The organism is Erysipelatoclostridium sp. An173 (genome assembly GCF_002160495.1).
GTDB classification, from domain to species: Bacteria; Bacillota_I; Bacilli_A; order Erysipelotrichales; family Coprobacillaceae; genus Thomasclavelia; species Thomasclavelia merdavium.
Map to the genome: position 1 here is coordinate 52,075 of NZ_NFKR01000008.1, position 26,220 is coordinate 78,294.

General features: G+C 31.2%; 25 protein-coding genes, 10 tRNA genes and 1 pseudogene. 27 read left to right on the forward strand and 9 right to left on the reverse strand.

The window, feature by feature from the left end; all coding sequences use genetic code 11:
- Positions 1-59: 59 nt before the first annotated feature.
- Both B5F09_RS14990 and B5F09_RS15000 read left to right on the forward strand, forming a co-directional pair.
- Positions 60-1,022, forward strand: a pseudogene (locus B5F09_RS14990) (DUF1593 domain-containing protein); the annotation flags it as partial.
- Between the two features lie 138 nt (positions 1,023-1,160).
- Positions 1,161-1,583, forward strand: coding sequence for a hypothetical protein (locus B5F09_RS15000; RefSeq protein ID WP_204215233.1), 423 nt, complete (start codon positions 1,161-1,163; stop codon positions 1,581-1,583).
- A gap of 18 nt (positions 1,584-1,601) precedes the next feature.
- On the opposite strand, the gene B5F09_RS05255 is transcribed toward B5F09_RS15000, so the two are convergent.
- From B5F09_RS05255 to B5F09_RS05265, 3 genes are read right to left on the reverse strand one after another with little or no spacing between them, the layout of a single operon-like run.
- On the reverse strand, positions 1,602-2,525 hold the full coding sequence (locus B5F09_RS05255; protein WP_087372300.1) for an SPFH domain-containing protein: 924 nt from the start codon (positions 2,523-2,525) through the stop codon (positions 1,602-1,604).
- Positions 2,526-2,536: 11 nt separating this feature from the next.
- The gene (locus tag B5F09_RS05260) at positions 2,537-2,962 is read right to left on the reverse strand and encodes an NfeD family protein (protein ID WP_087300030.1); all 426 of its coding nucleotides are present in this window, start codon (positions 2,960-2,962) and stop codon (positions 2,537-2,539) included.
- A 15-nt stretch (positions 2,963-2,977) separates the two neighbouring features.
- Positions 2,978-3,343 (reverse strand): hypothetical protein, encoded by a 366-nt coding sequence (locus tag B5F09_RS05265; protein WP_087300032.1) that lies wholly within the window; start codon positions 3,341-3,343, stop codon positions 2,978-2,980.
- 292 nt (positions 3,344-3,635) lie between these two features.
- Between B5F09_RS05265 and B5F09_RS05270 the strand changes: the two genes are divergently transcribed.
- The 3 genes from B5F09_RS05270 to B5F09_RS05280 are packed head-to-tail and all read left to right on the forward strand — an operon-like array spanning position 3,636 to position 5,438.
- Complete coding sequence (locus B5F09_RS05270; RefSeq protein ID WP_087300034.1) at positions 3,636-4,100, forward strand: hypothetical protein; 465 nt, start codon at positions 3,636-3,638, stop codon at positions 4,098-4,100.
- 13 nt (positions 4,101-4,113) lie between these two features.
- Entirely contained in the window at positions 4,114-4,815 is a 702-nt protein-coding gene (gene deoD, locus B5F09_RS05275; protein ID WP_087372303.1) for a purine-nucleoside phosphorylase, read from the forward strand.
- Positions 4,815-5,438, forward strand: coding sequence for an HAD family hydrolase (locus B5F09_RS05280; RefSeq protein ID WP_087300038.1), 624 nt, complete (start codon positions 4,815-4,817; stop codon positions 5,436-5,438). Before deoD ends, B5F09_RS05280 begins: the two co-directional genes overlap by 1 nt.
- 13 nt (positions 5,439-5,451) lie before the next feature.
- Here the strand turns inward: B5F09_RS05280 and B5F09_RS05285 are convergent, their stop codons facing one another.
- Entirely contained in the window at positions 5,452-5,652 is a 201-nt protein-coding gene (locus tag B5F09_RS05285; RefSeq protein ID WP_087300040.1) for a DUF378 domain-containing protein, read from the reverse strand.
- Between the two features lie 87 nt (positions 5,653-5,739).
- On the opposite strand from B5F09_RS05285, the gene B5F09_RS05290 reads away from it, so the two are divergent.
- The 3 genes from B5F09_RS05290 (at position 5,740) to B5F09_RS05300 (ending at position 8,603) form a co-directional block, all read left to right on the forward strand.
- Positions 5,740-6,732 carry a hypothetical protein gene (locus B5F09_RS05290; protein WP_239404258.1) on the forward strand — a complete coding sequence of 331 codons (993 nt, stop codon included), beginning with the start codon at positions 5,740-5,742 and terminating at the stop codon, positions 6,730-6,732.
- Between the two features lie 86 nt (positions 6,733-6,818).
- Complete coding sequence (gene alr / locus B5F09_RS05295) at positions 6,819-7,892, forward strand: alanine racemase (protein WP_087372308.1); 1,074 nt, start codon at positions 6,819-6,821, stop codon at positions 7,890-7,892.
- Positions 7,893-7,946: 54 nt separating this feature from the next.
- Complete coding sequence (locus B5F09_RS05300; protein WP_087372311.1) at positions 7,947-8,603, forward strand: CatB-related O-acetyltransferase; 657 nt, start codon at positions 7,947-7,949, stop codon at positions 8,601-8,603.
- 80 nt (positions 8,604-8,683) lie between these two features.
- Here the strand turns inward: B5F09_RS05300 and B5F09_RS05305 are convergent, their stop codons facing one another.
- The 3 genes from B5F09_RS05305 to B5F09_RS05315 all read right to left on the reverse strand — a co-directional run bounded on the left by B5F09_RS05305 (position 8,684) and on the right by B5F09_RS05315 (position 12,330).
- A complete protein-coding gene (locus B5F09_RS05305) occupies positions 8,684-9,103 on the reverse strand; it encodes a DUF6568 family protein (RefSeq protein ID WP_087372314.1) in 420 nt (139 codons plus the stop codon).
- A gap of 98 nt (positions 9,104-9,201) precedes the next feature.
- Positions 9,202-10,200: a UDP-glucose 4-epimerase GalE gene (gene galE / locus B5F09_RS05310; protein WP_087372317.1), complete on the reverse strand. Its 999-nt coding sequence runs from the start codon at positions 10,198-10,200 to the stop codon at positions 9,202-9,204.
- 78 nt (positions 10,201-10,278) lie between these two features.
- On the reverse strand, positions 10,279-12,330 hold the full coding sequence (locus B5F09_RS05315) for a translation factor GTPase family protein (RefSeq protein ID WP_087300050.1): 2,052 nt from the start codon (positions 12,328-12,330) through the stop codon (positions 10,279-10,281).
- Positions 12,331-12,590: 260 nt separating this feature from the next.
- On the opposite strand from B5F09_RS05315, the gene B5F09_RS05320 reads away from it, so the two are divergent.
- The 12 genes from B5F09_RS05320 (at position 12,591) to B5F09_RS05375 (ending at position 15,377) form a co-directional block, all read left to right on the forward strand.
- A tRNA-Val gene (locus tag B5F09_RS05320) sits at positions 12,591-12,666 on the forward strand.
- A 16-nt stretch (positions 12,667-12,682) separates the two neighbouring features.
- Positions 12,683-12,758, forward strand: a tRNA-Thr gene (locus B5F09_RS05325).
- Positions 12,759-12,762: 4 nt separating this feature from the next.
- Positions 12,763-12,846, forward strand: a tRNA-Tyr gene (locus B5F09_RS05330).
- Positions 12,847-12,855: 9 nt separating this feature from the next.
- Positions 12,856-12,931, forward strand: a tRNA-Gln gene (locus B5F09_RS05335).
- A gap of 4 nt (positions 12,932-12,935) precedes the next feature.
- Positions 12,936-13,011, forward strand: a tRNA-Lys gene (locus B5F09_RS05340).
- A gap of 13 nt (positions 13,012-13,024) precedes the next feature.
- Positions 13,025-13,113: transfer RNA gene (locus B5F09_RS05345), tRNA-Leu, on the forward strand.
- Positions 13,114-13,118: 5 nt separating this feature from the next.
- A tRNA-Gly gene (locus B5F09_RS05350) sits at positions 13,119-13,192 on the forward strand.
- Positions 13,193-13,315: 123 nt separating this feature from the next.
- Positions 13,316-14,185: a shikimate dehydrogenase gene (locus B5F09_RS05355; protein WP_087372320.1), complete on the forward strand. Its 870-nt coding sequence runs from the start codon at positions 13,316-13,318 to the stop codon at positions 14,183-14,185.
- A gap of 103 nt (positions 14,186-14,288) precedes the next feature.
- Positions 14,289-14,864: a hypothetical protein gene (locus B5F09_RS05360; RefSeq protein WP_087372323.1), complete on the forward strand. Its 576-nt coding sequence runs from the start codon at positions 14,289-14,291 to the stop codon at positions 14,862-14,864.
- Between the two features lie 277 nt (positions 14,865-15,141).
- Positions 15,142-15,215 (forward strand) — tRNA-Gly (locus tag B5F09_RS05365).
- A 7-nt stretch (positions 15,216-15,222) separates the two neighbouring features.
- Positions 15,223-15,298, forward strand: a tRNA-Asn gene (locus tag B5F09_RS05370).
- A 3-nt stretch (positions 15,299-15,301) separates the two neighbouring features.
- A tRNA-Glu gene (locus B5F09_RS05375) sits at positions 15,302-15,377 on the forward strand.
- A 39-nt stretch (positions 15,378-15,416) separates the two neighbouring features.
- On the opposite strand, the gene B5F09_RS05380 is transcribed toward B5F09_RS05375, so the two are convergent.
- Together B5F09_RS05380 and B5F09_RS05385 are read right to left on the reverse strand one after the other, a co-directional pair.
- Positions 15,417-15,812 carry a hypothetical protein gene (locus B5F09_RS05380; RefSeq protein ID WP_087301675.1) on the reverse strand — a complete coding sequence of 132 codons (396 nt, stop codon included), beginning with the start codon at positions 15,810-15,812 and terminating at the stop codon, positions 15,417-15,419.
- Between the two features lie 16 nt (positions 15,813-15,828).
- Positions 15,829-16,365: a GNAT family N-acetyltransferase gene (locus B5F09_RS05385; protein ID WP_087301673.1), complete on the reverse strand. Its 537-nt coding sequence runs from the start codon at positions 16,363-16,365 to the stop codon at positions 15,829-15,831.
- Positions 16,366-16,435: 70 nt separating this feature from the next.
- On the opposite strand from B5F09_RS05385, the gene B5F09_RS05390 reads away from it, so the two are divergent.
- From B5F09_RS05390 to B5F09_RS05420, 7 genes are all read left to right on the forward strand, one after another.
- A complete protein-coding gene (locus B5F09_RS05390) occupies positions 16,436-16,636 on the forward strand; it encodes a DUF1146 domain-containing protein (protein ID WP_087372326.1) in 201 nt (66 codons plus the stop codon).
- Positions 16,637-16,680: 44 nt separating this feature from the next.
- A complete protein-coding gene (gene spoIID / locus B5F09_RS05395; RefSeq protein ID WP_087372329.1) occupies positions 16,681-17,580 on the forward strand; it encodes a stage II sporulation protein D in 900 nt (299 codons plus the stop codon).
- A gap of 44 nt (positions 17,581-17,624) precedes the next feature.
- Positions 17,625-18,269 carry a M23 family metallopeptidase gene (locus tag B5F09_RS05400; protein WP_087301667.1) on the forward strand — a complete coding sequence of 215 codons (645 nt, stop codon included), beginning with the start codon at positions 17,625-17,627 and terminating at the stop codon, positions 18,267-18,269.
- Between the two features lie 105 nt (positions 18,270-18,374).
- On the forward strand, positions 18,375-19,364 hold the full coding sequence (locus tag B5F09_RS05405; protein WP_087301665.1) for a rod shape-determining protein: 990 nt from the start codon (positions 18,375-18,377) through the stop codon (positions 19,362-19,364).
- A 118-nt stretch (positions 19,365-19,482) separates the two neighbouring features.
- Positions 19,483-20,250 (forward strand): MurR/RpiR family transcriptional regulator, encoded by a 768-nt coding sequence (locus tag B5F09_RS05410; protein ID WP_087372332.1) that lies wholly within the window; start codon positions 19,483-19,485, stop codon positions 20,248-20,250.
- Positions 20,251-20,476: 226 nt separating this feature from the next.
- Complete coding sequence (locus tag B5F09_RS05415; protein ID WP_087372335.1) at positions 20,477-24,610, forward strand: fibronectin type III domain-containing protein; 4,134 nt, start codon at positions 20,477-20,479, stop codon at positions 24,608-24,610.
- On the forward strand, positions 24,600-26,111 hold the full coding sequence (locus B5F09_RS05420) for a glycosyl hydrolase (RefSeq protein WP_087372338.1): 1,512 nt from the start codon (positions 24,600-24,602) through the stop codon (positions 26,109-26,111). The genes B5F09_RS05415 and B5F09_RS05420 overlap by 11 nt, the downstream gene beginning before the upstream one ends.
- Positions 26,112-26,220 lie beyond the last annotated feature (109 nt).

A 26,220-nucleotide genomic window follows, 5' to 3' on the forward strand; every position in this document is an offset into this window, starting at 1 on the left:
AGAAGAAAAAAATGAAAAAGTATTTTATGGTATTCAAAAAACTGGCAATAGTTTTTTGTATGCTGGTAGTGGTAGTAGGTTGTTCTTCAGGTGGTGAAGACCAGAAGGTGGTAACTCAAACAAACCAGGAAAAGGCGAGAACTGTAATTACAACTGATGGTGAAGTAGATGATATGAACTCAGTTATTCGTGCTTTGTTGTATTCTAATGATATGGATATTAGTGGTATTGTTTTAACGAGTTCAATGTATCATTATGCTGGAGATAGCGAAAAAGGAATTGAACCATTTAGATGGATAGGAACAGATTGGATCTTTGATTTTTTAGATGATTATGAAGCTGTATATGATAATTTAAAAGCTCATGATGAAGATTATCCAGAACCTGATTATTTAAGATCAGTTACTAAAATTGGTAATATAAAAAATAAAGGTGAAATGGATGAAGTAACTGAAGGTTCTGAATTTTTGAAAGATTTATTCTTAGATGATGACCAGCGTACTTTATATGTTCAAACTTGGGGTGGTACTAATACAACTGCTCGTGCTTTAAAATCTATCGAAGAAGAATATAAAGACACTGATGAATGGGAAGATATTCAAAAGAAAATTAATGATAAACTTGTTTTATACATTATTTTAGATCAAGATGATAGTTATAGTGATTATATTGCTAAAAACTGGCCTGATATTGAAATTATTAATGATCGTAGTAATTTCTGGCATTTTGCATATGCTTGGCAAATGCATAGCGATGAATTAAATGAAACTTTAAAAGCTGATTGGTGTTATGAAAATCTTGTTAAAGATAAAGGTCCTTTAATGGAAAACTACGCTTTAATGGGTGATGGGAAAATCATTGAAGGTGAAAATTATGAAGAATTACGTGGAACCTAAGATTATTTAACTAACAATCCAAATTATCAACAATATGATTTTATTTCTGAAGGGGATTCACCATCATTCTTATATTTAATTGATACTGGTCTTAGAAGTTTAGAAGATCCTAGCTATGGTGGCTGGGGTGGTCGTTTTGGTGAAGATGGTATTAACTCAGTTCTTGATTATAATCCATATTCTAAACAATACGAAGCACAATATAGTTTAAGTCGCTGGTTTACTGATATCCAAAATGATTTTGCAGCACGTGTAGATTGGTGTTTGACAGATGATGATAAAGCTGTAAATCATGCTCCTAGTGTTAGTGTTGAAGAAGGAATTGATATCGAAGCTAGTGCTGGTGATGAAGTAACATTAACAGCTAAAGGTAAAGATCAAGATGATAATAATTTAACTTATAGATGGTGGCGTTATCATGAAGCTGATACTTATCAAGATAGCAAAGTGACTACTAAAGAAGAAGTTCAAGATTTAGATGGTTTACAAATGGATATTACTCGCCAAGTTGGTGAAAATGAAAAAATAGATACAATTGAAATTAAAAATAGCAACGAAGCTAAAATGTCATTTGTAGTTCCAGAAGATGCTAAAAGCGGTGATACAATTCACATGGTAGTAGAAGTCCAAGATGATGGGGCTCATCAATTAAAACATTATCAAAGAGTTATAATTACTGTAAAATAAATAGGATGCTAGCGCATCCTATTTTTCATCATCTTCAGTTTTATCATCATCAACTAATTCTTTAATTGAACTAACTAAACCAGCAAGACCTTGAATTTCACTAGGAACAATAATTTTTGTAGCCTTACCTTTAGCTAATTCTTCTAATGCTTTAAAACCTTGTAATGTAACATAAGCTTGTTCAGGTTTTGCATCATTAATATATCTAATACCTTTAGCTTGAGCTTCGTATACAAGTCTTAAGGCTTCAGCTTCCCCTTCAGCAATCGCGATTTTAGCTTCCTTATCAGCTGTTGCTCTTAAGATCATTGCTTCTTTATCACCTTCAGCATTTAAGATAGAAGCAGTCTTTTTACCTTCAGCTTGTAAAATAGCTTCACGTCTTTCACGTTCAGCACGCATTTGTTTTTCCATTGCTTCTTGAATATCACGAGGTGGAATAATGTTTTTAACTTCAACACGATGAACTTTAATTCCCCATGGATCAGTTGCTTCATCTAAGATACTGCGCATTCTTGAATTGATAATATCTCTAGAAGTTAGTGTTTCATCTAATTCAAGATCACCAATAATATTACGAAGTGTAGTTGCTGTTAAATTTTCAATTGCATTAATTGGTCGATCAACACCATAAGTGAAAAGTTTTGGATCAGTAATTTGATAATATACTACAGTGTCGATTTGCATAGTAACATTATCTTTAGTAATAACTGGTTGTGGTGCGAAATCAACAACATGTTCTTTTAAAGAAACTTTATTAACTACTCGATCTAAAAATGGAATTAAGATATGCAAACCAACGTTGCAAGTACGATTATAAGCTCCGATTCGTTCAACAACATAAGCTTTTGATTGTGGTACGATTCTAATTGTTGTAGCAATAATGATGATCAATAAGATTGCTAAAATACCCCATAAAACATAAACATATAAATCAGTCATAAAATATCCCTCTATTCTTCAATTTTTTTAACTACAAGATGAACTCCTTCAATGGCAACTATTTCACAATAATCTCCTTCGCTAATAACAGCGTTATCAAGACTTGTTGCTGGCCATGAAGTTGACATAACTTTTACTTCACCTTTATTATCAGCTGTGATGGTTTTAGTTACTAAACCATGTTTACCAATCACACGATCGACATTAGTTTTTTCAATGTTTGTTCGTAAATATTTTTTAGCTATAGGTCGTACTATTATAATTGTAAAAATACTAACAATTGCAAATAATACGATTTGAATCGTTTGACTAGCACCTAATAGACAGGCAATCAAAGAAACAATACCACCAGCAGCAAACCAGATACTAACTAAATCAGTTGTAAGGATTTCGATTATCGCAGCGACAATGGTAATTCCTAACCAGATTGGTATCATTTATCTTCCCCTCCTTTACAGATTAACTAATAGAATTTGATGGACAACATCAAACTTTGCTGAAAATTTAACACACTTATTATTTTCCAAATCAAAGCCATAACTATTAGCTAAATCACTTATAAAATTTTTGTTTGAAATACGGCCATAGCTTTTTCCAATAGAAATTCGATGCAATTGATCTTCAGGGTATATTTGCTCGTTAATTTCTTTCTTTTTTACTGGCTTAATTCCTAAAACATTATTTTTTCGATCAATTCCTAATAAAACATATTCCACATCTTCAAAATGACGACATGCCGCTTTATTTAATGTTAAGTTTGTACTATAGATAGTAACTGTTTTTTTGGCAATATCATTAGTTGACCATTCAAATTCCATAAGTATCATCCTTTCTATTAATATTATATTATAAAAATTATTTTTATTCAATAATATTACATTATAAAATCAAAAATATAATTCACTATTATAACATGATTTTTTAAATTGAACACAAAAAATCTATTTTTATCCCATTAAATCAAAATAATATTATAAAGACAAAGGTAATTAGTCATAGTATATCTAGTTAAATTTTGTCAAAATTAATAGTATGACTACTGCTATAAATTGGGGATTATAGTCTTTTACAACTATGGGCGATTGGGGTATAATGACTTAGAGGTGTAATATGAAAAAATTAATTAAATTAACAATGATGTTCATTTTGGCAATTACAGTAGCGGGTTGTCAAGAAAAACGAGAATATACCGATACTTATACGCTACATTATTTTTATTTAGAAAGCTGTCCTAATTGTCAAAATTTTACCGAAAATGGTTTACCACTAATTGAAGAAGAGTTTGGTGATCATATGAAAATTGTTAAGTACAATATGGATGATCGTAATACTATTAATGAAGTAAAAGCAGCCTATGATAATTTTGTTAATAATATTATTGATTTTAATCAAGATGATTATGGCTTTGGTCCATTTTTAGTTTTAGAAGGGTACTATGCTCAATTAGGGGTTGAAGATGTTGATAAATACTTAGATAATCTAATTGCTGCGGTATCAGGAGAAAAATTAAGTGAACCTGGCGAAATTGAAACATATTATTATTTCAATGACGGATTAGTCAAATCAGAAAATTAAGGAGGAATATGACATGGCAACACCACATAATCAAGCCAATCCTGGTGAAATTGCTAAAACAGTTTTAATGCCTGGAGATCCTTTGCGGGCTAAGTTTTTAGCAAATACTTATTTAGAAAATGTTAAGGAATTTAATACTGTTCGTAATATGTTAGGTTATACAGGAACATATAAAGGAAAAGAGGTTTCAATAATGGGTTCTGGTATGGGAATGCCTTCAATGGGAATCTATTGTCATGAATTGTATAGCCAATATGGGGTAGAAAGCATTATTCGAATCGGTTCATGCGGTTCTTTGAAAAAGGATATTAAATTAAGAGATATTATTATTGTTCAAGGTGCTTGTACGGATTCTAATTTTGCTCATCAATATGAATTGCCGGGTACTTATAGTGCTATTTCTAGTTTTGATTTATTAGAAAAAGCGGTTAATGAAGCCCGTAAAAAAGATGCAGCGTTTCATGTTGGGAATGTTATTTCATCAGATATTTTTTATCATGCTGACAAAGATAGTGGCGCTAAATGGGCTTCAATGGGATGTTTAGGAGTAGAAATGGAGTCTTATGCACTATTTGCAACTGCAGCTTATTTTAATAAAAAAGCGATTACTTTATTAACAGTTTCTGATTCTTTGGTAAGTGATGAAATCACAACTGCTAAAGAAAGAGAAAAAACATTTACTACCATGATGAAAATTGCTTTGGAGATTGCTTAATGAAACAAAAATTTGCCTTTTTTGATTTTGATGATACTTTAATTCATGGCGATTCAGGACGGGCCTTACTTGGCTATTATTTAAAAAAACATCCCTTAGCTTTTTGGCGTTTGTTTAAAGTTGGGATTTTGTTTGTTTTATATTTAATAGGTATTGTGAGTTTTCAAAAGGCTAAAAGTGCCTGGTTATTTCCGATGGATAAATTAAATGATGATGAAATTAATGATTTTTATCAAAAATGTTTAGTTCCGCTCTATTATGATAATGTAATTAAGGAATTAAAACAAAAAAAAGAAGCTGGATATTTAGTGTATATTTGTTCAGCTTCAATAGAGGGATATTTACGGTTTTGTGATTTACCAGTTGATGGGATTTTAGGAACTAAGACAAAAATAGTTAATGGTAAATATACAAGTGAAATGATTGGTAAAAATTGTAAAGATGAAGAAAAAGTAATTCGTTTAAATGAGGTTATTAATAAGTTAGGGGTAGAAATTGATTATGATAATTCGTATGCTTATTCTGATTCTACTCATGATATTCCAATGTTGAAAATGGTTAAAAACCGCATTAGAATTAATAAAAAAAATGGAGAAATGACTCCATTTATATTCGAGGAGTAAAGGCTCCTCTTTTTTAATGTCCATCTAAATCGGTAAATAATAACATAATGTTAATAATACCGGCAATTCCAACTAGAATATATATTAACATTGATAAAAAGCTATCAACACCAAATAATGTATCAACTAAGTTGAAATTAAATAAACCAATTAAACCCCAGTTAATGGCACCGATAATTGTTAATGTTAATGCTATCTTTTGTAATATATTCATTATTTAAATCCTCCTTATTAAATTCTATCCAATCTAAAGTTCTTTATACATATTCTTGTAATTTTTACATATTTTATTAGTGGGGGTGTGAATTTGAAAAAAATTTATATTGGTATAGGTGCTATTGTAGTTGTAATCATTGCCACGTTGATCTTTTTTAAATTTAAAGATACATCATTAGATAAAACGATTGAAAAGGTAAAGGCTTATGATAAATATACGCTTACTTGTAATATGGAAATGGTAGAAAATGATGAGTTAAAAAGTTATCTGGTTAATGTAAGTTATTTAAATGAAGATAAAAATGAATATTATAAGGTTGAATTATATGATAAAGCGTTGAATCAATCACAAATAATTATTAAAAATAGTGATGGGGTTTTTGTTTTAACACCAACGTTAAATCAAATTTTTAAGTTTCAAAGTGAGTGGCCTAATAATTCTCCTAAACCATACATTTATCAATCATTGATCGAATTATTAGAAAAGGGCGAAGTAGAAAAAATTAAAGATGGTTATCAAGTAAAATGTGAAGTTCAATATCCTAATGATTCTAGAGTGGTTGGACAAGAAATGATTTTTGATAAATCACTAGCACCAAAACAAGTGACAGTTTTAGATAGTGAGGATGCTGAAATTATAACTGCAGAATTTACGGAGTTTAAAACTGATGTAAATCTATCTAAAGATAATTTTAATGAAAAAGAAGTCTTACAAAATAGTAAAAGTGAGTATTCAAGTGCTAGTAGTGAACTACCATTATATCCAATTGCTTTAATGGGTAGTACTTTAGATAGTGAAGAAGTATCAACGATTGATGGAACAACTAACCATATTTTAAAATTTACTGGTGATAAAAACTTTACTGTTATTGAAACACCAGTAGCAGCAAGTGATGAGATCGTTGTTGAAACAATCGAAGGTGAAGCAATTGATTTAGCTGATGGGGTTGCCTTTTATAATGAAGGTGAATTAACGATGATGAAATCAGGAATATTATGCAAAGTGTATTCACAGGATTTGAATAAAGATGAAATGGTAAATGTAATTAGCAGTATGCAAACTTCAAGTTTGAAATAGGGGCAAATGCCTCTACTACATATTTTGGAAAATGTTTGAATTATAATAGAGATTGGATTATACTAGAGGGTGCAAAGGAGTAAATTATGAATTTATATCGTGATACATATGCCCAAATTAATTTAAAATATTTAAAAAATAATATTGAAACAACATATAAAAAATTTAAACGACCTTTAATGGCGGTAATCAAAGCAGATGCTTATGGTCATGGTTATCGTGAGGTTGCTAAATATATAAATGATATTGATTATATAGAGATGTTTGCTGTGGCAACATTGCCAGAAGCTATTGAGTTGCGGGAACTAGGAATCAAAAAAGGAATATTGATTTTAGGAGCAGTACCAACATTAAAAGAAGAAATTGATTTAGCAATTAAATATGATATTACTTTAACGATGATATCATTAGAGTACATGCATCATTTAGCTTCGTTAATTGAAGATAAACCGCTTAAAGTCCATATTAAATTAGATACTGGTATGCATCGTATTGGACTTACAAGCAAAGAAGAATTAGAAGAGTTATTAGCGACGATTGATCGTGATAAGTTTATTTTAGATGGTATTTTTACCCACTATGCGACAGCTGATGGGGAAAAAGAGGCTTTTGATAAACAGCGAGCATTATTCTATGAATTGGTAAAAGGTCATGAATTTAAATATATTCATTGTTGTAATAGTGCGGCAATGACATACCATCATGATACTGGTTCGAATTTAGGGAGAATTGGTATTGTAATGTATGGATTGGATCCAGCTGGAAATGAAACTGATGAGTATAAACAAGTAATGTCATTATATTCTAAAGTATCAATGGTTAAACTTATTAAAAAAGGTGAGCGAGTAGGTTATGGGTTAACTTACCAAGCTGAAAATGATGAATATATTGCGACAGTTCCAATTGGTTATGCTGATGGTTTGATTCGTAAAAATCAAGGACGTAAAGTATATATTAATGGTAATTATTATGAAATCGTAGGTCGTATTTGTATGGATCAAATGATGGTTAGAGTTGATGAAACAGTTCATTCTGGTGACCAGGTCGAAATATTTGGTGATCATATTTCTTTAGCGAGCATGGCTAAAGATTTAGAGACAATACCATATGAGATTGTTTGTTTAATTTCTAAAAGAGTTGAACGCGTTTATATAAAATAAAGATGATAAGCAGATAAATTAATCTGCTTTTTATAATGAAAAGGAGCGAAGATAATGAATAAAATACCTGCTCCTAATGAAATATTTCCTAATGAATATAAAACATCATGTTTCATTAAAAATGTAATAACAGCACCTAATATTATAGTAGGTGATTATACATATTATGATGATTCTGTTGCCCCAACTGAATTTGAGAAAAATAATGTTTTATTTAATTATCCGGAATTTGGAGATAAGTTAATTATTGGTAAGTTTTGTTCAATTGCTTCAGGAACTAAATTTATTATGGGTTCTGCTAATCATCGACTTGGCAGTGTTACTACTTACCCATTTAATGTTTTTGGTGGCAGTTGGCAAGAAAATACGCCAGATCATATGTCGCAATTGCCTTTTAAAGGTGATACTGTCATTGGTAATGATGTTTGGATTGGTCGTGAAAGCATTATTATGCCAGGTGTAAAAATTGGTGATGGGGCCATTATTGCAGCGTATTCAGTTGTTACTAAAGATGTTGAACCTTATAGTGTCGTTGGTGGAAATCCAGCCCGCTTTATCAAAAAAAGATTTAATGATGAATTGATTGAATTGTTGTTAGAGTTTAAATGGTGGGATTTACCGCCAGAAAAGTTAGTTGCGGCTTTACCGTTGCTTTGTGATTTTGATTTGGAAAAAGTAACTAAAAAGATAGAAGAAATGATTGAGCAGTAATAAAAAAGTTACAATGAAAAATGAAATGAACCCGATTATTTAAATAAAGGAAGTTCATTTCAAAACCATTGTAACTTTTTTTATTCAAACAGCTTTGATAATCGATAATATGATAATGAACCTGATTTACTTGATTCAACTTTACCATCTTTATAAACAATTGTTTGTGGTACAGTGGCATCAGTAATGTCAAGTTTTTCTTCTAACCAGTTTGCATAATCAGTATCTTCAGAAATATCAACATAATATAAAGTATCCCCAAGATGTTCTTGCAAGTATTGACTCATAGTTTGTTGATATGATTGAGTTGTAGTGTCAGTATTATTACCAATAACGACAACGAAACTATCATCATCCTTAACTTTTTCTACTAGTTCGCTTTGAGAGATAGTTGTATAGTCGTTAAAAAAGATATTATGGTAAACATAAAGCCCGATAAAAACAACTAATACAATTCCAAAGACGCTAATTTCTTTCCAAAATTTTTTTATTTTTTTCATAATTAGCCTCCAATAAATACTATTATATAATAACAAAAATATTTACTAAAAACAACTAATAAAAAGGGATATGGCAACCATATCCCTCTAAAATAGTTTTATTTATGTTTTAATGCATAATTCCATGTGTCGCGACACATATCTTCAATTCCTCTAGTTGCAACCCAGTCAAGCTCTTCTTTTGCTCTAGTAGGATCTGCGTAGCAAGTAGCGATATCTCCAGGACGACGATCTTTGATTTCATATTTAACTTTAACGTTATTTACTCGTTCAAAAGTTTTTACTAAATCAAGAACACTATAACCAGTACCAGTACCTAAATTACAAATGTGAACACCAGGAGCTTGATAATGCTCAAGTGCTTTTACATGTCCTTTAGCTAAGTCAACGACATGAATATAATCACGGACTCCAGTACCATCATGAGTATCATAATCATCACCGAAAACACCTAAACATTCTAATTCACCAGTAGCTACTTTCATGATATATGGCATTAGGTTGTTAGGAATTCCTTTTGGATCTTCACCTAATAAACCAGATTCATGAGCACCGATTGGATTAAAATAACGTAATAGTGATACTGACATATCAGGACAAGCATGTTGGACATCGGTTAAAATTCTTTCCATCATGGCTTTACTAGTACCATAAGGATTAGTAGTATCACCTAATTTACAATCTTCTGTAATTGGTACGGTTTCAGGATCACCGTAAACTGTTGCACTTGATGAAAAGACGATTTGATTAACATGATATTTTTTCATCATTTTACTAACAATTAATGTAGTCATTAAATTATTAGTATAGTATTCAATTGGTTTTTGAACTGATTCACCAACAGCTTTAAAGGCAGCACAGTGAATAACCGCATCAATTTTATTTTCTTTAAAAACTGCCTCAGTTTTTGCTTCATCTAAAATATTAAATTCATAAAACTTTGCTTCTTTTCCCGTAATATCTTTGATATATCCTAATACTTCTGGTTTTGAGTTAGAAAAATCATCAATAACAATGACCTCATGACCAGCTTCTAATAATTCAACACAGATATGGCTACCGATATATCCAGTACCACCAGTAACTAAAACATTCATAAAATACCCCCATCCTTTTTTTCTATAATAGCATTTTTATTTCTTTAATTAAAGTATAGAAATGTTATTTTAATCTTATTATTTATTTACAACTTCACGAACAACAGCGTCACTTGCGAATTCATAATCTAAAAATTCCATTTCAAAAACGCCTTGTCCTTGAGTGATTGAACGTAAATCAACAGCGTAATTCATTACTTCGCGCATTGGTGCTTCAGCTACGATTTTAATTAAACCATCACTTAATACATCACTACCGATTACACGAGCTCGTTTAGTATTGAAATTACTCATGATATCACCAGTATAAGCTTCATCAACAATAACTTTCATTTTCATATATGGTTCCAATAAAGCCGGACTAGCTTTAGGAATGGCTTCTTTAAAGCACATCATTGTAGCTGTTTTAAATGCCATTTCTGAAGAGTCAACAGTGTGGTAAGAACCATCAACTAAAGTTGCTTTGATACCTAAAACTGGATAACCAGCTAATACCCCGCTTTTAACGCTTTCTGCCAAACCTTTTTCAACTGCAGGGAAATATGATTTAGGGACAGCCCCACCAAATACTTTTTCATCGAATACATATGATTCGTCATAATTATGAGTTGGTTCAAATGTGATTTCAACTTCACCGAATTGACCATGACCACCAGATTGTTTTTTGAAGCGAGTTCTTTGGGTAACAGATTTTTTGATTGTTTCCCGATATGGAATTTTAATATCTTCTAATGTTGCTTCAACTTTGAATTTATTTTTTAATTTATTTAACATTGTATCAAGATGGATGTCACCAATACCATAAATACATTGTTGTTTAGTTTCGCTGTTGCTATTGAATTTTAATGTTAAGTCTTCTTCTAACAATTTATTAATAGCATTAGCAATCTTTTCTTCATTGCTTTTTCCTACCGGTACGATGGCTTTTCCATAGTATGGAGTAGAGAATTCAATTTCAGGAACAATAATCTGGTAACCAGCAATACATAATGTATCATTAGTTTTTGAATATGATAATTTAGTTAATGCTCCAATATCACCTGCATGTAAGCAATCAACAGGAACTAATTCTTTTCCAATTGGCTGATATAATTTAGATATTTTTTCAACTTCTTTTTCTTTAACATTATATAATGAACTACCGCTATAGACTGTACCAGTTACTACTTTAAATAATGATGTTCTTCCGACAAATGGATCGGCAACTGTTTTAAAAATAAAGATACTAGCTGGTAAGCTTTCATCAAAACCTATTATTTCTTCTTCATCTTTATCGATATTTTTTACGATTAAAGAGTTGCTCATATCACCAGCTGCACTAAAGAAAGCAACCATTGAGTTTAAAATTATTTGAATTCCGATTTGATCAGTTCCACATAAAACAGGAATTAAGTTTTTAGACATAACCCCTTGACGTAAAGCTAATGAGATTTCATCTTTAGTAAATGGTTCTTCATTAATGTATTTTTCTAATAGTTCATCGCTTGTATTAGCAACAGCTTCATCAATCATTTCTTTGATTGGTAAGATTTCATCCATTAAATCTTCAGGAATATCACCTGGGATAGTATGGTCACCATCAAAGATACGTCCTTCCATTTTAGCGACGTTGACATAACCGATCATTTTATTATTTTCCATGATTGGAACCTGAATAGGAGCGATGACTTTACCATAGGTATCTTTTAATTGTTGTAACTTAGTTGGATAATCACTATTAGGGTTATCTAAGCCGTTAATATAAATTATTTTAGCTTTGTCACGAGCTTTATACATTGCTTGTTTAGTACCGGCGCTAATTCCAGGTGTTGCTGGATCAATTATTAATGCTGATTCGCAAACACTTAAAGCAGCTTCGCATTCTCCTACGAAATCAAATGTACCAGGAACATCGATTAAATTAATTTTACAGTTATTCCATTCAACCGGAATGATGGATAAATTAACAGATGATTTTCTGTTGATTTCTTCGTCACTGTAATCACTTATGGTGTTTCCTTCATTAATAGTTCCGGCCCGTTTAATTAAACCGCTACGATAGGCCATAGCTTCAATGATACTGGTTTTACCACAACCAGAATGACCTAACACGGCAACGTTACCGATTTCATTTGCATGATAAGTTCTCATAAAATACCACCTTTCTATAAAAAAACGAACTTCTTATATCTATTTTATCATATTGTTAGTAAAAAAAACTATATTAAGGTACTAAGAATTTAATTATTTTTAGTAAATATTTTAGTTACTAGTAATAAATGATAAAATTTAATGGGAAAATAGTGGGTAAAAGGGGAAAGAAAAAAGAAATTTAGAAAAAAATAAAAAAATATTAACAAAAGTATTGACCTATTTAAAATCTTTTGGTATATTATAGCAGTACCGTTCGAGGAGGTTTAGCTCAGTTGGGAGAGCATCTGCCTTACAAGCAGAGGGTCAGCGGTTCGAGCCCGTTAACCTCCACCATTAAAAAAGAAGAAAAGCCGGCTTAGCTCAATTGGTAGAGCAACTGACTTGTAATCAGTAGGTTGAGGGTTCAAGTCCTTTAGCCGGCACCATGATGGAGGAGTAGCGAAGTGGCTAAACGCGGCTGACTGTAACTCAGTTCCTTTCGGTTCGGTGGTTCGAATCCGCCCTCCTCCACCATACTAAAATTGGGGTATAGCCAAGCGGTAAGGCAACAGACTTTGACTCTGTCATCTCCCTGGTTCGAATCCAGGTACCCCAGCCAAGATGACCCGCTAGCTCAGTCGGTAGAGCATCTGACTTTTAATCAGAGGGTCAGGCGTTCGAATCGCCTGCGGGTCACCATTTCAATTAAATTGCCCAGGTGGCGAAACTGGTAGACGCACAGGACTTAAAATCCTGCGGACCTCAAAATCCGTGCCGGTTCGATTCCGGCCCTGGGCACCATGATTGCGGGTGTAGTTCAATGGTAGAACTTCAGCCTTCCAAGCTGACTACGTGGGTTCGATTCCCATCACCCGCTCCATTGCATGTAAATCAATCGTATGATTGATTTTTTTGTTTATTTGGATATTTTTATAGTAATAACGTTTTTTCTTTATTGTTTAAAAAAATTATTATATACTATAACAAATAGGAGGGATAAACAATGGCAGAAAGAATTACTGGACATACTAAGTTAATTGGCTTATTGGCTCATCCGGTTCATCATTCAACTTCACCAATGATGCATAATGAGGCTTTTGCTAAACTTGGTTTAGATTATGCTTATCTTGGTTTTGATGTTGATAATAATACTTTAGAAGATGCAATTAAGGGATTAAGAGCATTAAAGATGGTTGGGGCTAATGTTTCAATGCCAAATAAAATTTTGGTTGCAAAATACTTAGATGAACTTTCACCAGCTTCTAAATTATGTGGAGCTGTAAATACAATTGTTAATGAAAATGGTAAGCTAGTGGGGCATATTACTGATGGGATTGGTTTTATGCAATCGCTAAAAGATAATGATATTGATGTTATAGGTAAAAAGATGACAATTGGTGGTGCTGGTGGGGCAGCTACAGCAATTATGGTTCAAGCAGCTTTAGATGGTGTTAAGGAAATTTCGGTATTTAATGTAAGAGATAAATTCTGGGATAATGCGCTAGAAAAAATTGAAATGATCAATCAACAAACTGACTGTAAAGTGACTTTGTATGACTTAGCTGATTTAGATAAATTAAAAGCTGAAATCGCAAGTAGTCATGTTTTTGTAAATGCAACAGGAGTTGGAATGAAACCATTAGAAGGACAGACATATATTCCTGATGCTTCTTATTTACCAAAAGATGTTATTGTTGTTGATATTATTTATGTACCAGAACAAACAGCGTTATTAAAATTAGCGCAGGAAGCTGGTTGTAAATATATTAATGGAAAAGCGATGGTCTTGTTCCAGGGAGCGGCTTCTTTTAAATTGTGGACAGGACAAGATATGCCAATTGATTATATGAAAGAAATTTTGAATATAAAATAACAAATCAGGAAACTGGTTTGTTTTTTTATGTGAAAATTAATTATTTTTAAAAGTTAATATAGAATTCATATCCGTGTATAATATGATAGATGAGGTGATTAATATGGCACAAAGATTTGAATTTAATGAAGAACATGATGAATTAGAAGATATGCCACTTGACTATCAAGAAGACGATAGTGACGAAGATACAGATGAAAAAGAGAAAACTGCTAAAAAACAGCGTGGTCGTAAAAAGAAAGTAACCAAGACCAAAAAACGTAACAAAACAAAAACGAAAGTAAAAAAAGAAAAGGGTGGTCGTTCTACTTTTTCTACGATAATAATATTTATTTTAATTATCCTTATTATAGCAGGTATAGGTGTTGGTGGTTATTTTGCCTATAATTATTATCAAGATCAACAAAATCAAATAGATAATCTTCAAGAAGAATTAGATAACCAGGAAAATCAAAATACTGATAGTAAAGAACAAAACTCTAATGAAAAACAAAATAGTAATAACGATAATATAAGTGATGAAGAAAATAATTCTCAAAATCAAAAAAATGATCAATTACCATCTTCAGGAAATGACTCACAAAATAATGATAATCAAAATAATGAAGATAAAAATAGTGATTCGAGTGAAGATACTACTAATGATACTACTGATTCAAATGGAGAAACTGTTAATTAAAGCAGTTTCTTTTTTGTAATATAAAAAAATATTTAAATGTTTTTTTTATAAAATAATACTTAAAATTGTTAATTTAAGCAATAAATGATAAAAAAATCGAAAAAAATTTTAAATTTATAAAATTAAATTTTATTGATTATAAGAGGATTTTTTGATAAGAGTATAAATAGGGTTAAAAAAATGTAAAATTTTTTTAAAAAAAGTATTGCAATAGTTGAAAATAGATGTTATTATATTAGGGCAGTAGTCGATGAGGCACTACTCAGAAACGAAATAAGCGGGTGTAGTTCAATGGTAGAACTTCAGCCTTCCAAGCTGACTACGTGGGTTCGATTCCCATCACCCGCTCCATATTTTTGCTTGAATAGCTCAGTTGGTAGAGCAATCGGCTGTTAACCGATCGGTCGTAGGTTCGAGTCCTACTTCAAGCGCCATGTGGCCTGTTGGAGAAACGGTTAACTCACATGCCTTTCACGCATGCATTCACGGGTTCGAATCCCGTACAGGTCACCATTTGAAATCATCCAGGACTTAGCGTCCTGGTTTTTTTGTTTAATTGGTAAAAATCATATGTGTTAACCCAATGGCATGATTATTTAATATCCCGGCAATATATGATAAAATCTGGCGTTGGCTAACAGTATAAATATCATAGAAAGATTGAATAAAGAATAAGCGGTTTGAGTCTCCTTCGTAATTAAGGAGCCACTTAACTGATTCAATAAAGTTACCATGGAATTGTGCTTTTTCAACAATTGGATTATAACTAGAAGTGTTTTCTTCTTGATAAATTCGTTCAAGATAGGTAGCGTTATTACGACAGTCAGAAGAATAATTTATTAATTTGGTCTTTGTTTCATTGTTGGGAGCAATGGTTGCGACTAATTCATAATTAGCAGCAGCGAAAAGCTGATTGTAAATTAAGTTTTGTAAAACTGTATTATTCATTTTATCACCTGCTTTATTATATGCTTTGATTTTTTAAAGATAACTGATATTTTTCAATTGTTAGTTCATAAAGTTCGATATTTAAAAATTCACCACGTTTATAGCCATAATTTTTTAAAGAAACTAGTAATTCAAAGTTATTTTTAACTAAGATTTTTTTACTAGCTAGATTACGACTAAAAACTCGAGCAACAATGATTTTTGTATCATAGTTTGTAAATATATATTCGATCATTTGTTTAATTGCTTGATTCATTATTCCTAGATTCCAGTATGGCTGTCCTAGCCAATAACCGATTTCACCACAATGGCTATATATATCGTGACCAAAGGTAAATGATATAGCACCACAAAATATTTGATCAACAGTTATCGCAAATTCGATAATTCTAGAATTGGGCTGGTTAGCTTTATTGATACAGTTTAAAGCATCTTGATTTGTAAAAGGATAAGGGAATTGATCGTTTAAATTGGCAGAAACATTAGGATTGTTGGCTAATAAAACTAGTTGATTTTGGTCTTGTAGAATATATGGTCGTAATTGGATTTTCATTTTGACACCTCTTGTTTAATATTTTTATCATGTTATACTAGGTTATAATAATTTAAGGAGATGAAAAATAATGTCATATCAGATTATAAAATTATTTGTTTATGTAATTTCGGTAATGTTATCGATGTGGAGTTTAAGTTGTTTTAATTATGATAATATTATTCATAAAGGGAAGGTAAGAGAGTTTTATTTGTTTTTTTTAATTATCTCTTTATCGTTAGGATATTTATTAGGAAGTTTTATTTTAGAGTTTGCAACGATTCATTTTTAACATATTATTAAGATCTCTTTCATATAGTTTGATGAGGTAATTATATGAAAGAGATTGGTGTTAAAATTGGAATCGTTTTTTTTATTTTAATCGCTTTTTTATCGATGCAATTTAAATCAAAATATGAAGAAACAACGATTACAGGTAAACAAGAACCAGATAAACCAGTACAAGTGGCAGTAACGATAGATAATAATGTTAATTATATTGATATGGATGATTATTTATTAGGGGTCGTTGCTGGAGAGATGCCAGCTGAATTTGAAATTGAAGCTTTAAAAGCCCAGGTCGTTGCAAGTCGGACTTTTGTTTATAATCGTAATTTAAGTGTTGATAATACTACTAACTCGCAGGTTTATTTGAGTGAGGAGCAAATGAAAGAAAACTGGGGTGATAAATATGATCAGTATCGTCAAAAAATTGTTACGGCTATCGATGAAACTAACGATGAAGTAATGAAATATGATGGTCAATATATAAGTGCGATGTTTTTTTCTTCTAGTAATGGTTATACTGAAAATGTTGAAGATTATTTTGAATCAAGTGCATTACCATATTTAAGGAGCGTTGATAGTCATTGGGATCTAACTGTTGATCCCAGTAATAGTCGCTCAAAAGCTTTTTCTCGAGAGCAGTTAAAAGAAAAGTTTGCTTGTACTGACTTGGATTTTAATATTATTGCTTATAAAAAAAGTGGGCGTGTAGCTACTTTGAGCGTGGGTGGTAAAAATTATAGTGGTCGACAAGTTCGAGAAATTTTAGGATTAGCTTCAAGCTGTTTTGAAATTGAATATAGTGATGGTGATTATATTTTTAAAACTTTAGGCAGCGGTCATGGTGTTGGGATGAGCCAATATGGTGCGCAAGGTATGGCTTTAGAAGGTGCTGATTATAAAACAATTTTAAATCATTATTATACTAATATTGAAATTACAAATAATTAGTATAAACCTGATTTTAGTGGAAACACTACAAATGAGGTGAAATAATGAAACTTTTTATAAAGCGTAATCGACGGGTCTTGATTTTTACAGCTGTAGTTTTGTTTTTTTTACTTGGTGTTGGTGTTGTTCAGTTAATTGTTAATCAATATCAGCCTTATAATGATACTGCGGTTGTTAAAGTTGATGAAGGCCAGGAAGAAACAAATGAAAGTAATGATGATCCTCAAGCCCCAGCAGAAAAATTGATTAAACCAGTAGATGATGGTATTGAAATAGTAAAAAAGTTTTATGATGCTAGCTTGAGTGATGAAGAATTAGAAAACGCTCTAGTATATTTTGAAGGGGTGTATCGTCCTAATTTAGGTATCGATTTTGCTAATGATAACAAAGCTTTTGAAGTAAAAGCAGCATGTTCAGGAACAGTTACTAAAAAAGAAAATGATGCGTTATTAGGATGGGTAGTAACAGTTACTAATGAAAATGGGATTGCAACTACTTATCAGTCTTTAAGCGAAGTTACGGTAGAAAAAGATGCTGTAATTAAACAGGGAGATAAAATTGGTACTAGTGGTGAAAATGTTTATGAATCAGAATTAAAGAATCATTTACACTTTATTTTAGAAAAAGATAACCAGGCTATAAACCCTGAAAAATATTTTGATCAAGAGGTCTCAAAAATAGCGTTATAATCAACCAAATAGTGATAATTAAAAAAATTATCGCTATTTGGTTTTTTACCTTGTAAATAAAAAAAATCATGGTACAATAGTTAAGAAAAACAAGGAGGACGTATAATGGCATTATCAAAAGAAATTGGTATCGACTTAGGTACAGCAAATATTTTAATTTATGTCAAAGGTGAAGGTATCGTTGTTAATGAACCTTCTGTAGTTGCAATAGATGAAGAAACAAAAAAACCTTTAGCTGTCGGTCAAGAAGCTAAAGATATGTTAGGAAAAACACCAGGTAGAGTAAAAGCAATTCGTCCCTTAAAAGATGGGGTTATTGCTGATTTTAGAATTACTGAAATCTTAATTACTCATTTTATAAATAAATTAAACTTAAAAGGAATCTTTTCAAGACCAACTATTTTAATTTGTTGCCCTTCAAACATTACATCAATTGAAAAAAGTGCAATTAAAGATGTAGCTGAAAGATGTGGTGCAAAACGAGTATTTATTGAAGAAGAACCAAAAGTAGCTGCTGTTGGAGCAGGTCTTGAAATTTCTAAACCAACTGGAAATATGGTTATCGATATCGGTGGAGGAACTACTGATATTGCCGTATTATCTTTAGGGGATATTGTTACAAGCAGTTCATTAAAAATTGCTGGTGACGTTATGGATGAAGATATCATCAAATTTGTAAAAGATAAATATAAATTATTAATTGGTGATCGTACTGCTGAACAAATCAAAATGCAAATTGGTATTGCAATTAAAGGAATCAGCGATGAAACATTTGAAGTAAGAGGTCGTGATTTAGTTACTGGATTACCACATACTATTACTATTACTGCTGATGAAACTGAATTAGCATTACGTGAAACTTGTCAAACTATTGTTCGTGAAACTAAACATGTTCTTGAACAAACACCACCTGAATTAGCTGCTGATATCGTATCTAGAGGAATTTTCTTAACTGGTGGAGGTGCTTTATTAACAGGACTTGATCGCCTATTAGAAAACGAATTAGGAGTACCTGTATTTGTAGCTGATGATGCTTTAAACTGTGTTGCTAACGGTTGCGGTGTTATGTTAGAAAATACTCACTACGTAAAATAATTAATAGTCTATTAAAAGTACAGTTGATTACATATTGTAATTGATTGTACTTTTTTTAAAATTAATTTGTGACAAATTTTTCATGTTTATGTTAAAATTAATATGGTAGGTGAAAAATGTGTTATTTACGTATAAACAAATTGCTGATTTAAATCCAACGGAGACAAGTGTATATCAATATGTAATTAAAAATATTCCAGCGGTTATTAAAATGTCTGTTAGGGATTTAGCTAAGGCAACTCATGTTTCGACAGCTACTATAGTTAGATTTTGTCAAAAATTAGATTGTCAGGGGTTTGTCGAATTTAAAACAAAATTGAAATTGTTTAATGAAGGTTTGTTATTACCGGATATTGATGATGAAATAGATGTTATTTTAGAATTTTTTAATTATGCTAGAAGTGAAGACTTTAAAGAAAATATTGCTAAATTTGTCGAATATGTTGATCATGCTCAATCAATAACTTTTTTAGGAATTGGTACTAGTGGCTTGCTTGGCAAATATGGAGCACGTTATTTTAGTAATGTCGGTTATTATAGCCAAGGTATTGATGATCCCTATTGGCCACCGCCAGTAAATAGTGATAGTAGCCATTTGTTAATTGTTTTAAGTGAAAGTGGTGAAACTAGAGAAATAATTGATCAAATAAAGATGTATCAGCGCCAAAATACAAAAATTGTTTCGATAATTAATAAACCCGATACAACAATAGGAAATATGAGTGATTTGTGTATTAATTATTATGTTAAAGATATAATTTTACCCCAAACATATAATATTTCTTCACAGATTCCAGTTCTTTATATTTTAGAGCGAGTAACTCGGGAACTACAAAATAGTAAAAAACGTTCTTTACCATTAAAATTTACAAGTCGTAATTTATAAACTGATTATTTAAGTAATCAGTTTTTTGTTACAAACGATGTAACACATTACAGAAACGCGCGGAAATATTTAAAAATGGGTAATAATGTGCTAATTTTAAGGTATCAAGAAGCACATTTGTAAAAATACATTGATTTGATGTATTGATTAGTTATGTCACAATAAAAGCTGGCCACTTTTATTGATGACAAATAATGTGTTTAAAATTAGAGAAAGGAAAATGATTATGGTAAAGAAATGTTTTAAAAAAGTGACCGCTATGTTATTAGTGGTAATGATGTTAATGGCAACTTTTACTGTGATGCCAGTAGAAGCTAAAACTTTATCATTGCCAGAGTTTGATACTGAAAAAACATATGCGATAATTTCAACAACCACAAATAAAGCAGTTCAAGTAAGGGAAGTAACCTGGAGTGATGCTGGAGCTGTTTATGTTGATGGTGATGTAGTTAATAGTAAAGCAAAAGGTAAGGTTGCTTTTAAAATTACCAATCAAGGTGATAGTCAATATGCCTTTGCTTCAGTTGGAAATAATGGAGCTTTATTAAAGTGTGAAAATACTTTGGGTAATGGAATTTCATTTGTTTTCAACTATGATACTAATGTAAGCAATGATCATAAATTTACGATTGAACCGGTTGAAAACGGGTACAAGTTAAAAAGTTACAGTGGCGTATATTTAGGACTAGGTGAAAATGGTCGTTTAGATAAAGTTGCTGCTGATCAAGCCGAAGTATTTGTTTTTGAAGAAGTTTCAGTTATTGATGAATATGTATCGATTCAAAATGTAGAAACAAATAAACTGGTAAGTTTTAATGGGCAAGAAAACCTACAACCAGTAAAAGTAACCGGTGATATAAATAATATTACTGATGATGAAAAATTTATGCCTGCATATACAACTAATGATAATTATATTATGGAAGATGTTTCTGGAGCGATAGATACTGTTGCTTTTAAATCTAAAAGCAAACCTAATATGACAATTATCTCAGCTAATTGGGTAGATGGGGCAGTAAGTGCTATAGTTGCTAAAGAAGCCAATCCAGGTGGCTGGGAATCAATTGTCGTTGAACCGGCTGGAAATGGACAAGTATATTTAAGAAGTTCATATACTCATGAATACATTACTGTAAATGAAAATGAAGAATTAGCATTATGTGATAAAACTACTACTAATTTAACTGATAGAGAAAAATTTGTTATTCATAGTGAAGTTTTTCCTGAAATGATAACAGATTTAAAAATTGATAGTAGTACCAGAACCCAAACTACATTAGACTTATCATGGACTAATCCAGTATGTATTTATACACAAATTGAATTATATCAAAAAGGACCAAGTGATGAGTTTTATAGTAAAATCGCAGATTTAACAAACGAAAGTTCTTATACAGTTACTGGATTAAATCCAGGAAATGAATATAGTTATAAATTATTAGTTATCAATGGTGATAAAAGTGTTAGTACATACAGTAATGAAGTAAGTGCTAAAACTCGAGTTGGTGATAAACCAGCTACACCTACAAATGTAAAACTTGATGAAATAGGTAATAACAAAGTAAAGATCAGCTGGGATAAAGCTGAAAATGCGACTCATTATAAATTACAATGGGCTCCTAGTGCTTATGGAACATATACTGATGTCGAAAATGGTCTTGTTAAAGATGGTACTTCAATTGAAGTAGCGTTAACAGGTAATAAATATGAAAATTATTATCGCGTTGTAGCAATCAATAATGGTAATAATGACCAAATTGGTGATGAAGCTGAATATTCTGATGTATCAAGATTTGTTTCATTAGAAACAAATTTATTCGGTGATCATACAATTATTTTTGCTCAAACTGATGATACAGCTCAAATTGACAGTATCTTATTAGCTTTGTTTGAACAACAACATGATGCTAATGCTGATGCGCAATTTAAAGCAGATCAATATCAAGTATATTTTAAACCAGGAGATTATACAGAAACTAGCTGTATGTATTTAGGTTTCTATACTTCATTTAATGGTTTAGGAAAAACACCTTATGATGTTAAGTTAAATAACGTTGCGATTCCAGCGTATTTAACAGACAATAATGCAACTTGTAATTTCTGGCGTTCAATGGAAAATGTTTCAATTATTAATACTGGAAATGAACAAGGAAAAGCCCAATATGGTTCTTGGCGCGCTGATGAATTTAACTGGGCTGTAGCACAAGCTGCACCATTAAGACGTGTTTATTCATCTCGTAATGTATCATATGATTGGAATTATGGCTGGGCTAGTGGAGGTTATGTAGCTGATAGCTATTTTGAAGGTGATGCTGGAACTCATTCTGGTCAACAGTTCTATACTAGAAATAGTGTTATTAATGGTAATGCCTTTGGTACAACTTTAAATAACTTCTATCAAGGGGTTATTTCTGATAATTTACCAAACGAAGACACTGGTAATAGTCTGGTTAATGGAAATGGATATTCTAACTGGAATATTGGTGATGCTAGTGGTAATCAACAAGTATTTACAAATATCGAAACAACTCCAAAAATTAGTGAAAAACCATTCTTATATATTGATGATAATGGTGAATATCAAGTTTTTGTCCCAGCTGTTAGAGAAAATACTAATGGTGTAAGCTGGTCAGAAGATGATATGGGTGAAGGAAAAAGTATTCCTTTAAGCGAATTCTATATCGCAACCCCTGATGATTTGGCTGCTACAATAAATGAACAAATTGCCGCTGGTAAAAATATTTATTTTACACCAGGAACATATTATGCCCAAGAACCAATCTTAGTAAATGAAGATAATACTATTTTATTAGGAACTGGAATGGCATCAATCATTCCTGCAAATGAAGAAGCAGCGATGATTATTGATGATGATGTTACTGGAGTTAAAGTTGCTGGCTTAATTTTTGATGCGGGTGAACATAGTAAATATTTATTAAAAGTAGGAACTGAAAAGAATTCTAATAACAACGAAGATAATCCAATTGTATTACAAGATTTATTCTTTAGAGTAGGAGGAACAACTGATACTCTTACAAAAGCTGATAATGCTTTAGAAATTAATGCTAATAATGTTTTATGTGATCATTTCTGGATTTGGCGTGCTGACCACGGTGCTGGTGTTGAATGGTATGGTAACGAATCTGATCATGGTTTGATTGTTAATGGTGATAATGTTACTTGTTATGCATTGTTCAATGAACATTTCCAAAAGTATAACACATTATGGAACGGTGAAAACGGGGCAACATATTTCTATCAAAATGAAACAGCATATGATCCAATCTCACAAGAAGAATGGATGTCTCATAATGGTACTGTAAATGGATATTCATCATATAAAGTTGCAAATAATGTTAAAAGTCACTATGCTGTTGGTTTAGGTATTTATAATGTCTTTATTTATACTGGTGAAGATTATGACTCTTCTAAAGTACAGATTCAATTAGATAATGCAATTGAAGTACCAAATAGTGAAAATGTTTTAGTTGAAAATGCTTGTTTACAAACATTTGCTAAAGATGATGGCGCATTACAAAGAATTAATACAATTATTAATGGTGTTGGTGATGGTGTCAGCAGTGGTAAAGATAATGAAACTGGCTTAACTGGTGAAGGATGGTCTCGAAAATTCTTGATCAGTTATCAAAATGGTACTGCTGTTGTTGGTAAAGCAACTGATGGCAGTGATGAACAAAAAGGTAAGTATCTTGGCGTTGAAACAATTACTAATGTTCGTCAATTTGGTGAAGATGGTTTAGATGTTGCTTCTATGCAGGCGCTTTATGATCAATATAAAGATTTAACTCAAGGTAATTATACTGAAGGTAGCTGGAATGAATTTAGCGCAGCTTTACAAGAAGTTGAACGCGTATTATCAAAGGATTATTTAAAATATGAAGCTTCAAATAGTGAATTTAATGAAGTATTAAATAACTTTAAAACAACTATTGAAAATCTTCAAGTAGCTGGTGATAAAACTAAACTACAAGAAATTTATGATAACTATCAAACATTAAAAGAAGCTAACTATACAAAAGATAGCTGGAAAGCTTTTGCTAGTGCAATGGAAGAAGCTAAAAAAGTATTAAATGATAGTGAAGCTTTACAAGAAGATATAGATAAAGCATATCAAGCATTAACAGATGCTTATAATAAACTAGTATTAATAAGTGATGATACTAATACTGGTGATAACGAAAATCAAGATTCAAATACTGATACCGTTAAAACACCAGCAAAACATGATACTAAAAAAGCAGTAAAAACAGGAGATGATAGCTTAGTTACCTTATTTGCCACAACAGCTCTATTATCCTCAGTCGCTTTTACTTGCGTAAAAAGAAAACATGAAGATTAAAAAGATATTAATAGTTCTTGTTTGTCTGTTAATTTCATTGATGCCAGTTAAAATAATGGCTCAAGAAAATAATAATCGCTTTGATAGCTGGAAAACATCAGCGATAATTACCCCGGAAGCTAAGGAATTAAAACCGGCTGGTAATATTGATGTAGCTTTCAATCAATTTGCAGTTGATGATATTGTAATAGATCATTATGATATTTATATTGATGGTCAAAAAGTTAATGTTGTTTTTGCTGATGGAAAAGATATTTTAAAAACTAGTGTATATCTAACTAAGACTGATTATTATCAATTACAAGTAGTTGCCGTTACTAAAGATAATCATGAATTTAGTTCTAATATCCGTAAGTTCCAGATTTGTAAAAAAGGACTAAATATTGATGATAAGGCAGTTAATACTCCAGTTGCTTATATGCAAGAAAGCTGGTATTACAACTGGAGTTATACTCCTTCAACTAACGTTACTGGTTCTAAAGAATTTGTGCCAATGATTTGGGATGAAAATAGCCTCTCCTGGCTAGAAAGTGATCAGGTAGCTAACTATACAACAATTCTTGGTTTTAATGAGCCTGATTTAACTAATCAAGCTAATTTATCTGTTTTACAAGCAGCTAGCTATCAAGATTTATTTACTGAAACAGGTTTACGAATTGGGTCACCGGCAACATCATATCCAACTAATGAATGGTATCAGGAGTATGGTAAAACTGTTAATATGGATGATATCGATTTTATCCCGGTTCATATTTATTATGATTGGGCTGGTGAGGGAATGGCTCAGGCTTTTTTAGAAGCAATCGATACTCTTTATCAGTTATACCATAAACCAATTTGGGTAAGTGAATTTGGTGTTGCTAATAGTGGTTTATATGGTGCCAATTCTAATTATGATGAAGCTAATAAGCAGATAAGTACTTATTTAAAAGAAACAATTGCTGGACTAGAAGCTCGTGACTATGTTGAAAGATATACCTGGTTTAATTTTGATGACGATGATGTAAATGGTGGTAAAACAGCTTTATATGATCAACAAACTGGCCAATTGACAGATCTAGGTAAATTATATAAATCACTAGGTAATCCTAATATTGAAGGTATTGATTTAAATGATGAATATGTAGAAGATGCAGGTTATTATATTGATTTAGATAAGATGATTAGTAAAGCTGATGAACTAATAGCTAGTAGTGATTATGATCAATATATCAATGTTGAAACTTTTGAAAATATTTTAAACCAGGCAAAAGCAATTGATCGTAATTTAGGGTCTAGTAGTCAATTTATAATTGATGATCTATATAAGCAATTATTAGAGGCTTATAATGGTTTAGAAAAACAAACTGTTACACCAGAACTTCCTAAAGAAGATAAGGTAACAAAACAAACAGAACTTTCAAGTAGTTCAAGTGTTGCAACTGGTGATACTAGTAATGTTTTAATGTTAATGTTATTAATGCTTATATCTTATAGTGGATTTAAATTAGTTAATAAATAATTTTCGATAAAATCTCTTTTAGTTATCTAAAAGGGATTTTATTTTTCCAAAATAGTAAAAAGCAATTTGTTTAAAATGCCTTTGTTATAATTTAGTCATAAATAAAACA

Bases quoted from the DNA above. Each gene is read 5' to 3' on its own strand.
- B5F09_RS05255 (WP_087372300.1), bottom strand. From the start codon at position 2,525: ATGACTGATTTATATGTTTATGTTTTATGGGGTATTTTAGCAATCTTA.
- B5F09_RS05260 (WP_087300030.1), bottom strand. From the start codon at position 2,962: ATGATACCAATCTGGTTAGGAATTACCATTGTCGCTGCGATAATCGAA.
- B5F09_RS05265 (WP_087300032.1), bottom strand. From the start codon at position 3,343: ATGGAATTTGAATGGTCAACTAATGATATTGCCAAAAAAACAGTTACT.
- B5F09_RS05270 (WP_087300034.1), top strand. From the start codon at position 3,636: ATGAAAAAATTAATTAAATTAACAATGATGTTCATTTTGGCAATTACA.
- deoD (WP_087372303.1), top strand. From the start codon at position 4,114: ATGGCAACACCACATAATCAAGCCAATCCTGGTGAAATTGCTAAAACA.
- B5F09_RS05280 (WP_087300038.1), top strand. From the start codon at position 4,815: ATGAAACAAAAATTTGCCTTTTTTGATTTTGATGATACTTTAATTCAT.
- B5F09_RS05285 (WP_087300040.1), bottom strand. From the start codon at position 5,652: ATGAATATATTACAAAAGATAGCATTAACATTAACAATTATCGGTGCC.
- alr (WP_087372308.1), top strand. From the start codon at position 6,819: ATGAATTTATATCGTGATACATATGCCCAAATTAATTTAAAATATTTA.
- B5F09_RS05300 (WP_087372311.1), top strand. From the start codon at position 7,947: ATGAATAAAATACCTGCTCCTAATGAAATATTTCCTAATGAATATAAA.
- B5F09_RS05305 (WP_087372314.1), bottom strand. From the start codon at position 9,103: ATGAAAAAAATAAAAAAATTTTGGAAAGAAATTAGCGTCTTTGGAATT.
- galE (WP_087372317.1), bottom strand. From the start codon at position 10,200: ATGAATGTTTTAGTTACTGGTGGTACTGGATATATCGGTAGCCATATC.
- B5F09_RS05315 (WP_087300050.1), bottom strand. From the start codon at position 12,330: ATGAGAACTTATCATGCAAATGAAATCGGTAACGTTGCCGTGTTAGGT.
- B5F09_RS05355 (WP_087372320.1), top strand. From the start codon at position 13,316: ATGGCAGAAAGAATTACTGGACATACTAAGTTAATTGGCTTATTGGCT.
- B5F09_RS05360 (WP_087372323.1), top strand. From the start codon at position 14,289: ATGGCACAAAGATTTGAATTTAATGAAGAACATGATGAATTAGAAGAT.
- B5F09_RS05380 (WP_087301675.1), bottom strand. From the start codon at position 15,812: ATGAATAATACAGTTTTACAAAACTTAATTTACAATCAGCTTTTCGCT.
- B5F09_RS05385 (WP_087301673.1), bottom strand. From the start codon at position 16,365: ATGAAAATCCAATTACGACCATATATTCTACAAGACCAAAATCAACTA.
- B5F09_RS05390 (WP_087372326.1), top strand. From the start codon at position 16,436: ATGTCATATCAGATTATAAAATTATTTGTTTATGTAATTTCGGTAATG.
- spoIID (WP_087372329.1), top strand. From the start codon at position 16,681: ATGAAAGAGATTGGTGTTAAAATTGGAATCGTTTTTTTTATTTTAATC.
- B5F09_RS05400 (WP_087301667.1), top strand. From the start codon at position 17,625: ATGAAACTTTTTATAAAGCGTAATCGACGGGTCTTGATTTTTACAGCT.
- B5F09_RS05405 (WP_087301665.1), top strand. From the start codon at position 18,375: ATGGCATTATCAAAAGAAATTGGTATCGACTTAGGTACAGCAAATATT.
- B5F09_RS05415 (WP_087372335.1), top strand. From the start codon at position 20,477: ATGGTAAAGAAATGTTTTAAAAAAGTGACCGCTATGTTATTAGTGGTA.
- B5F09_RS05420 (WP_087372338.1), top strand. From the start codon at position 24,600: ATGAAGATTAAAAAGATATTAATAGTTCTTGTTTGTCTGTTAATTTCA.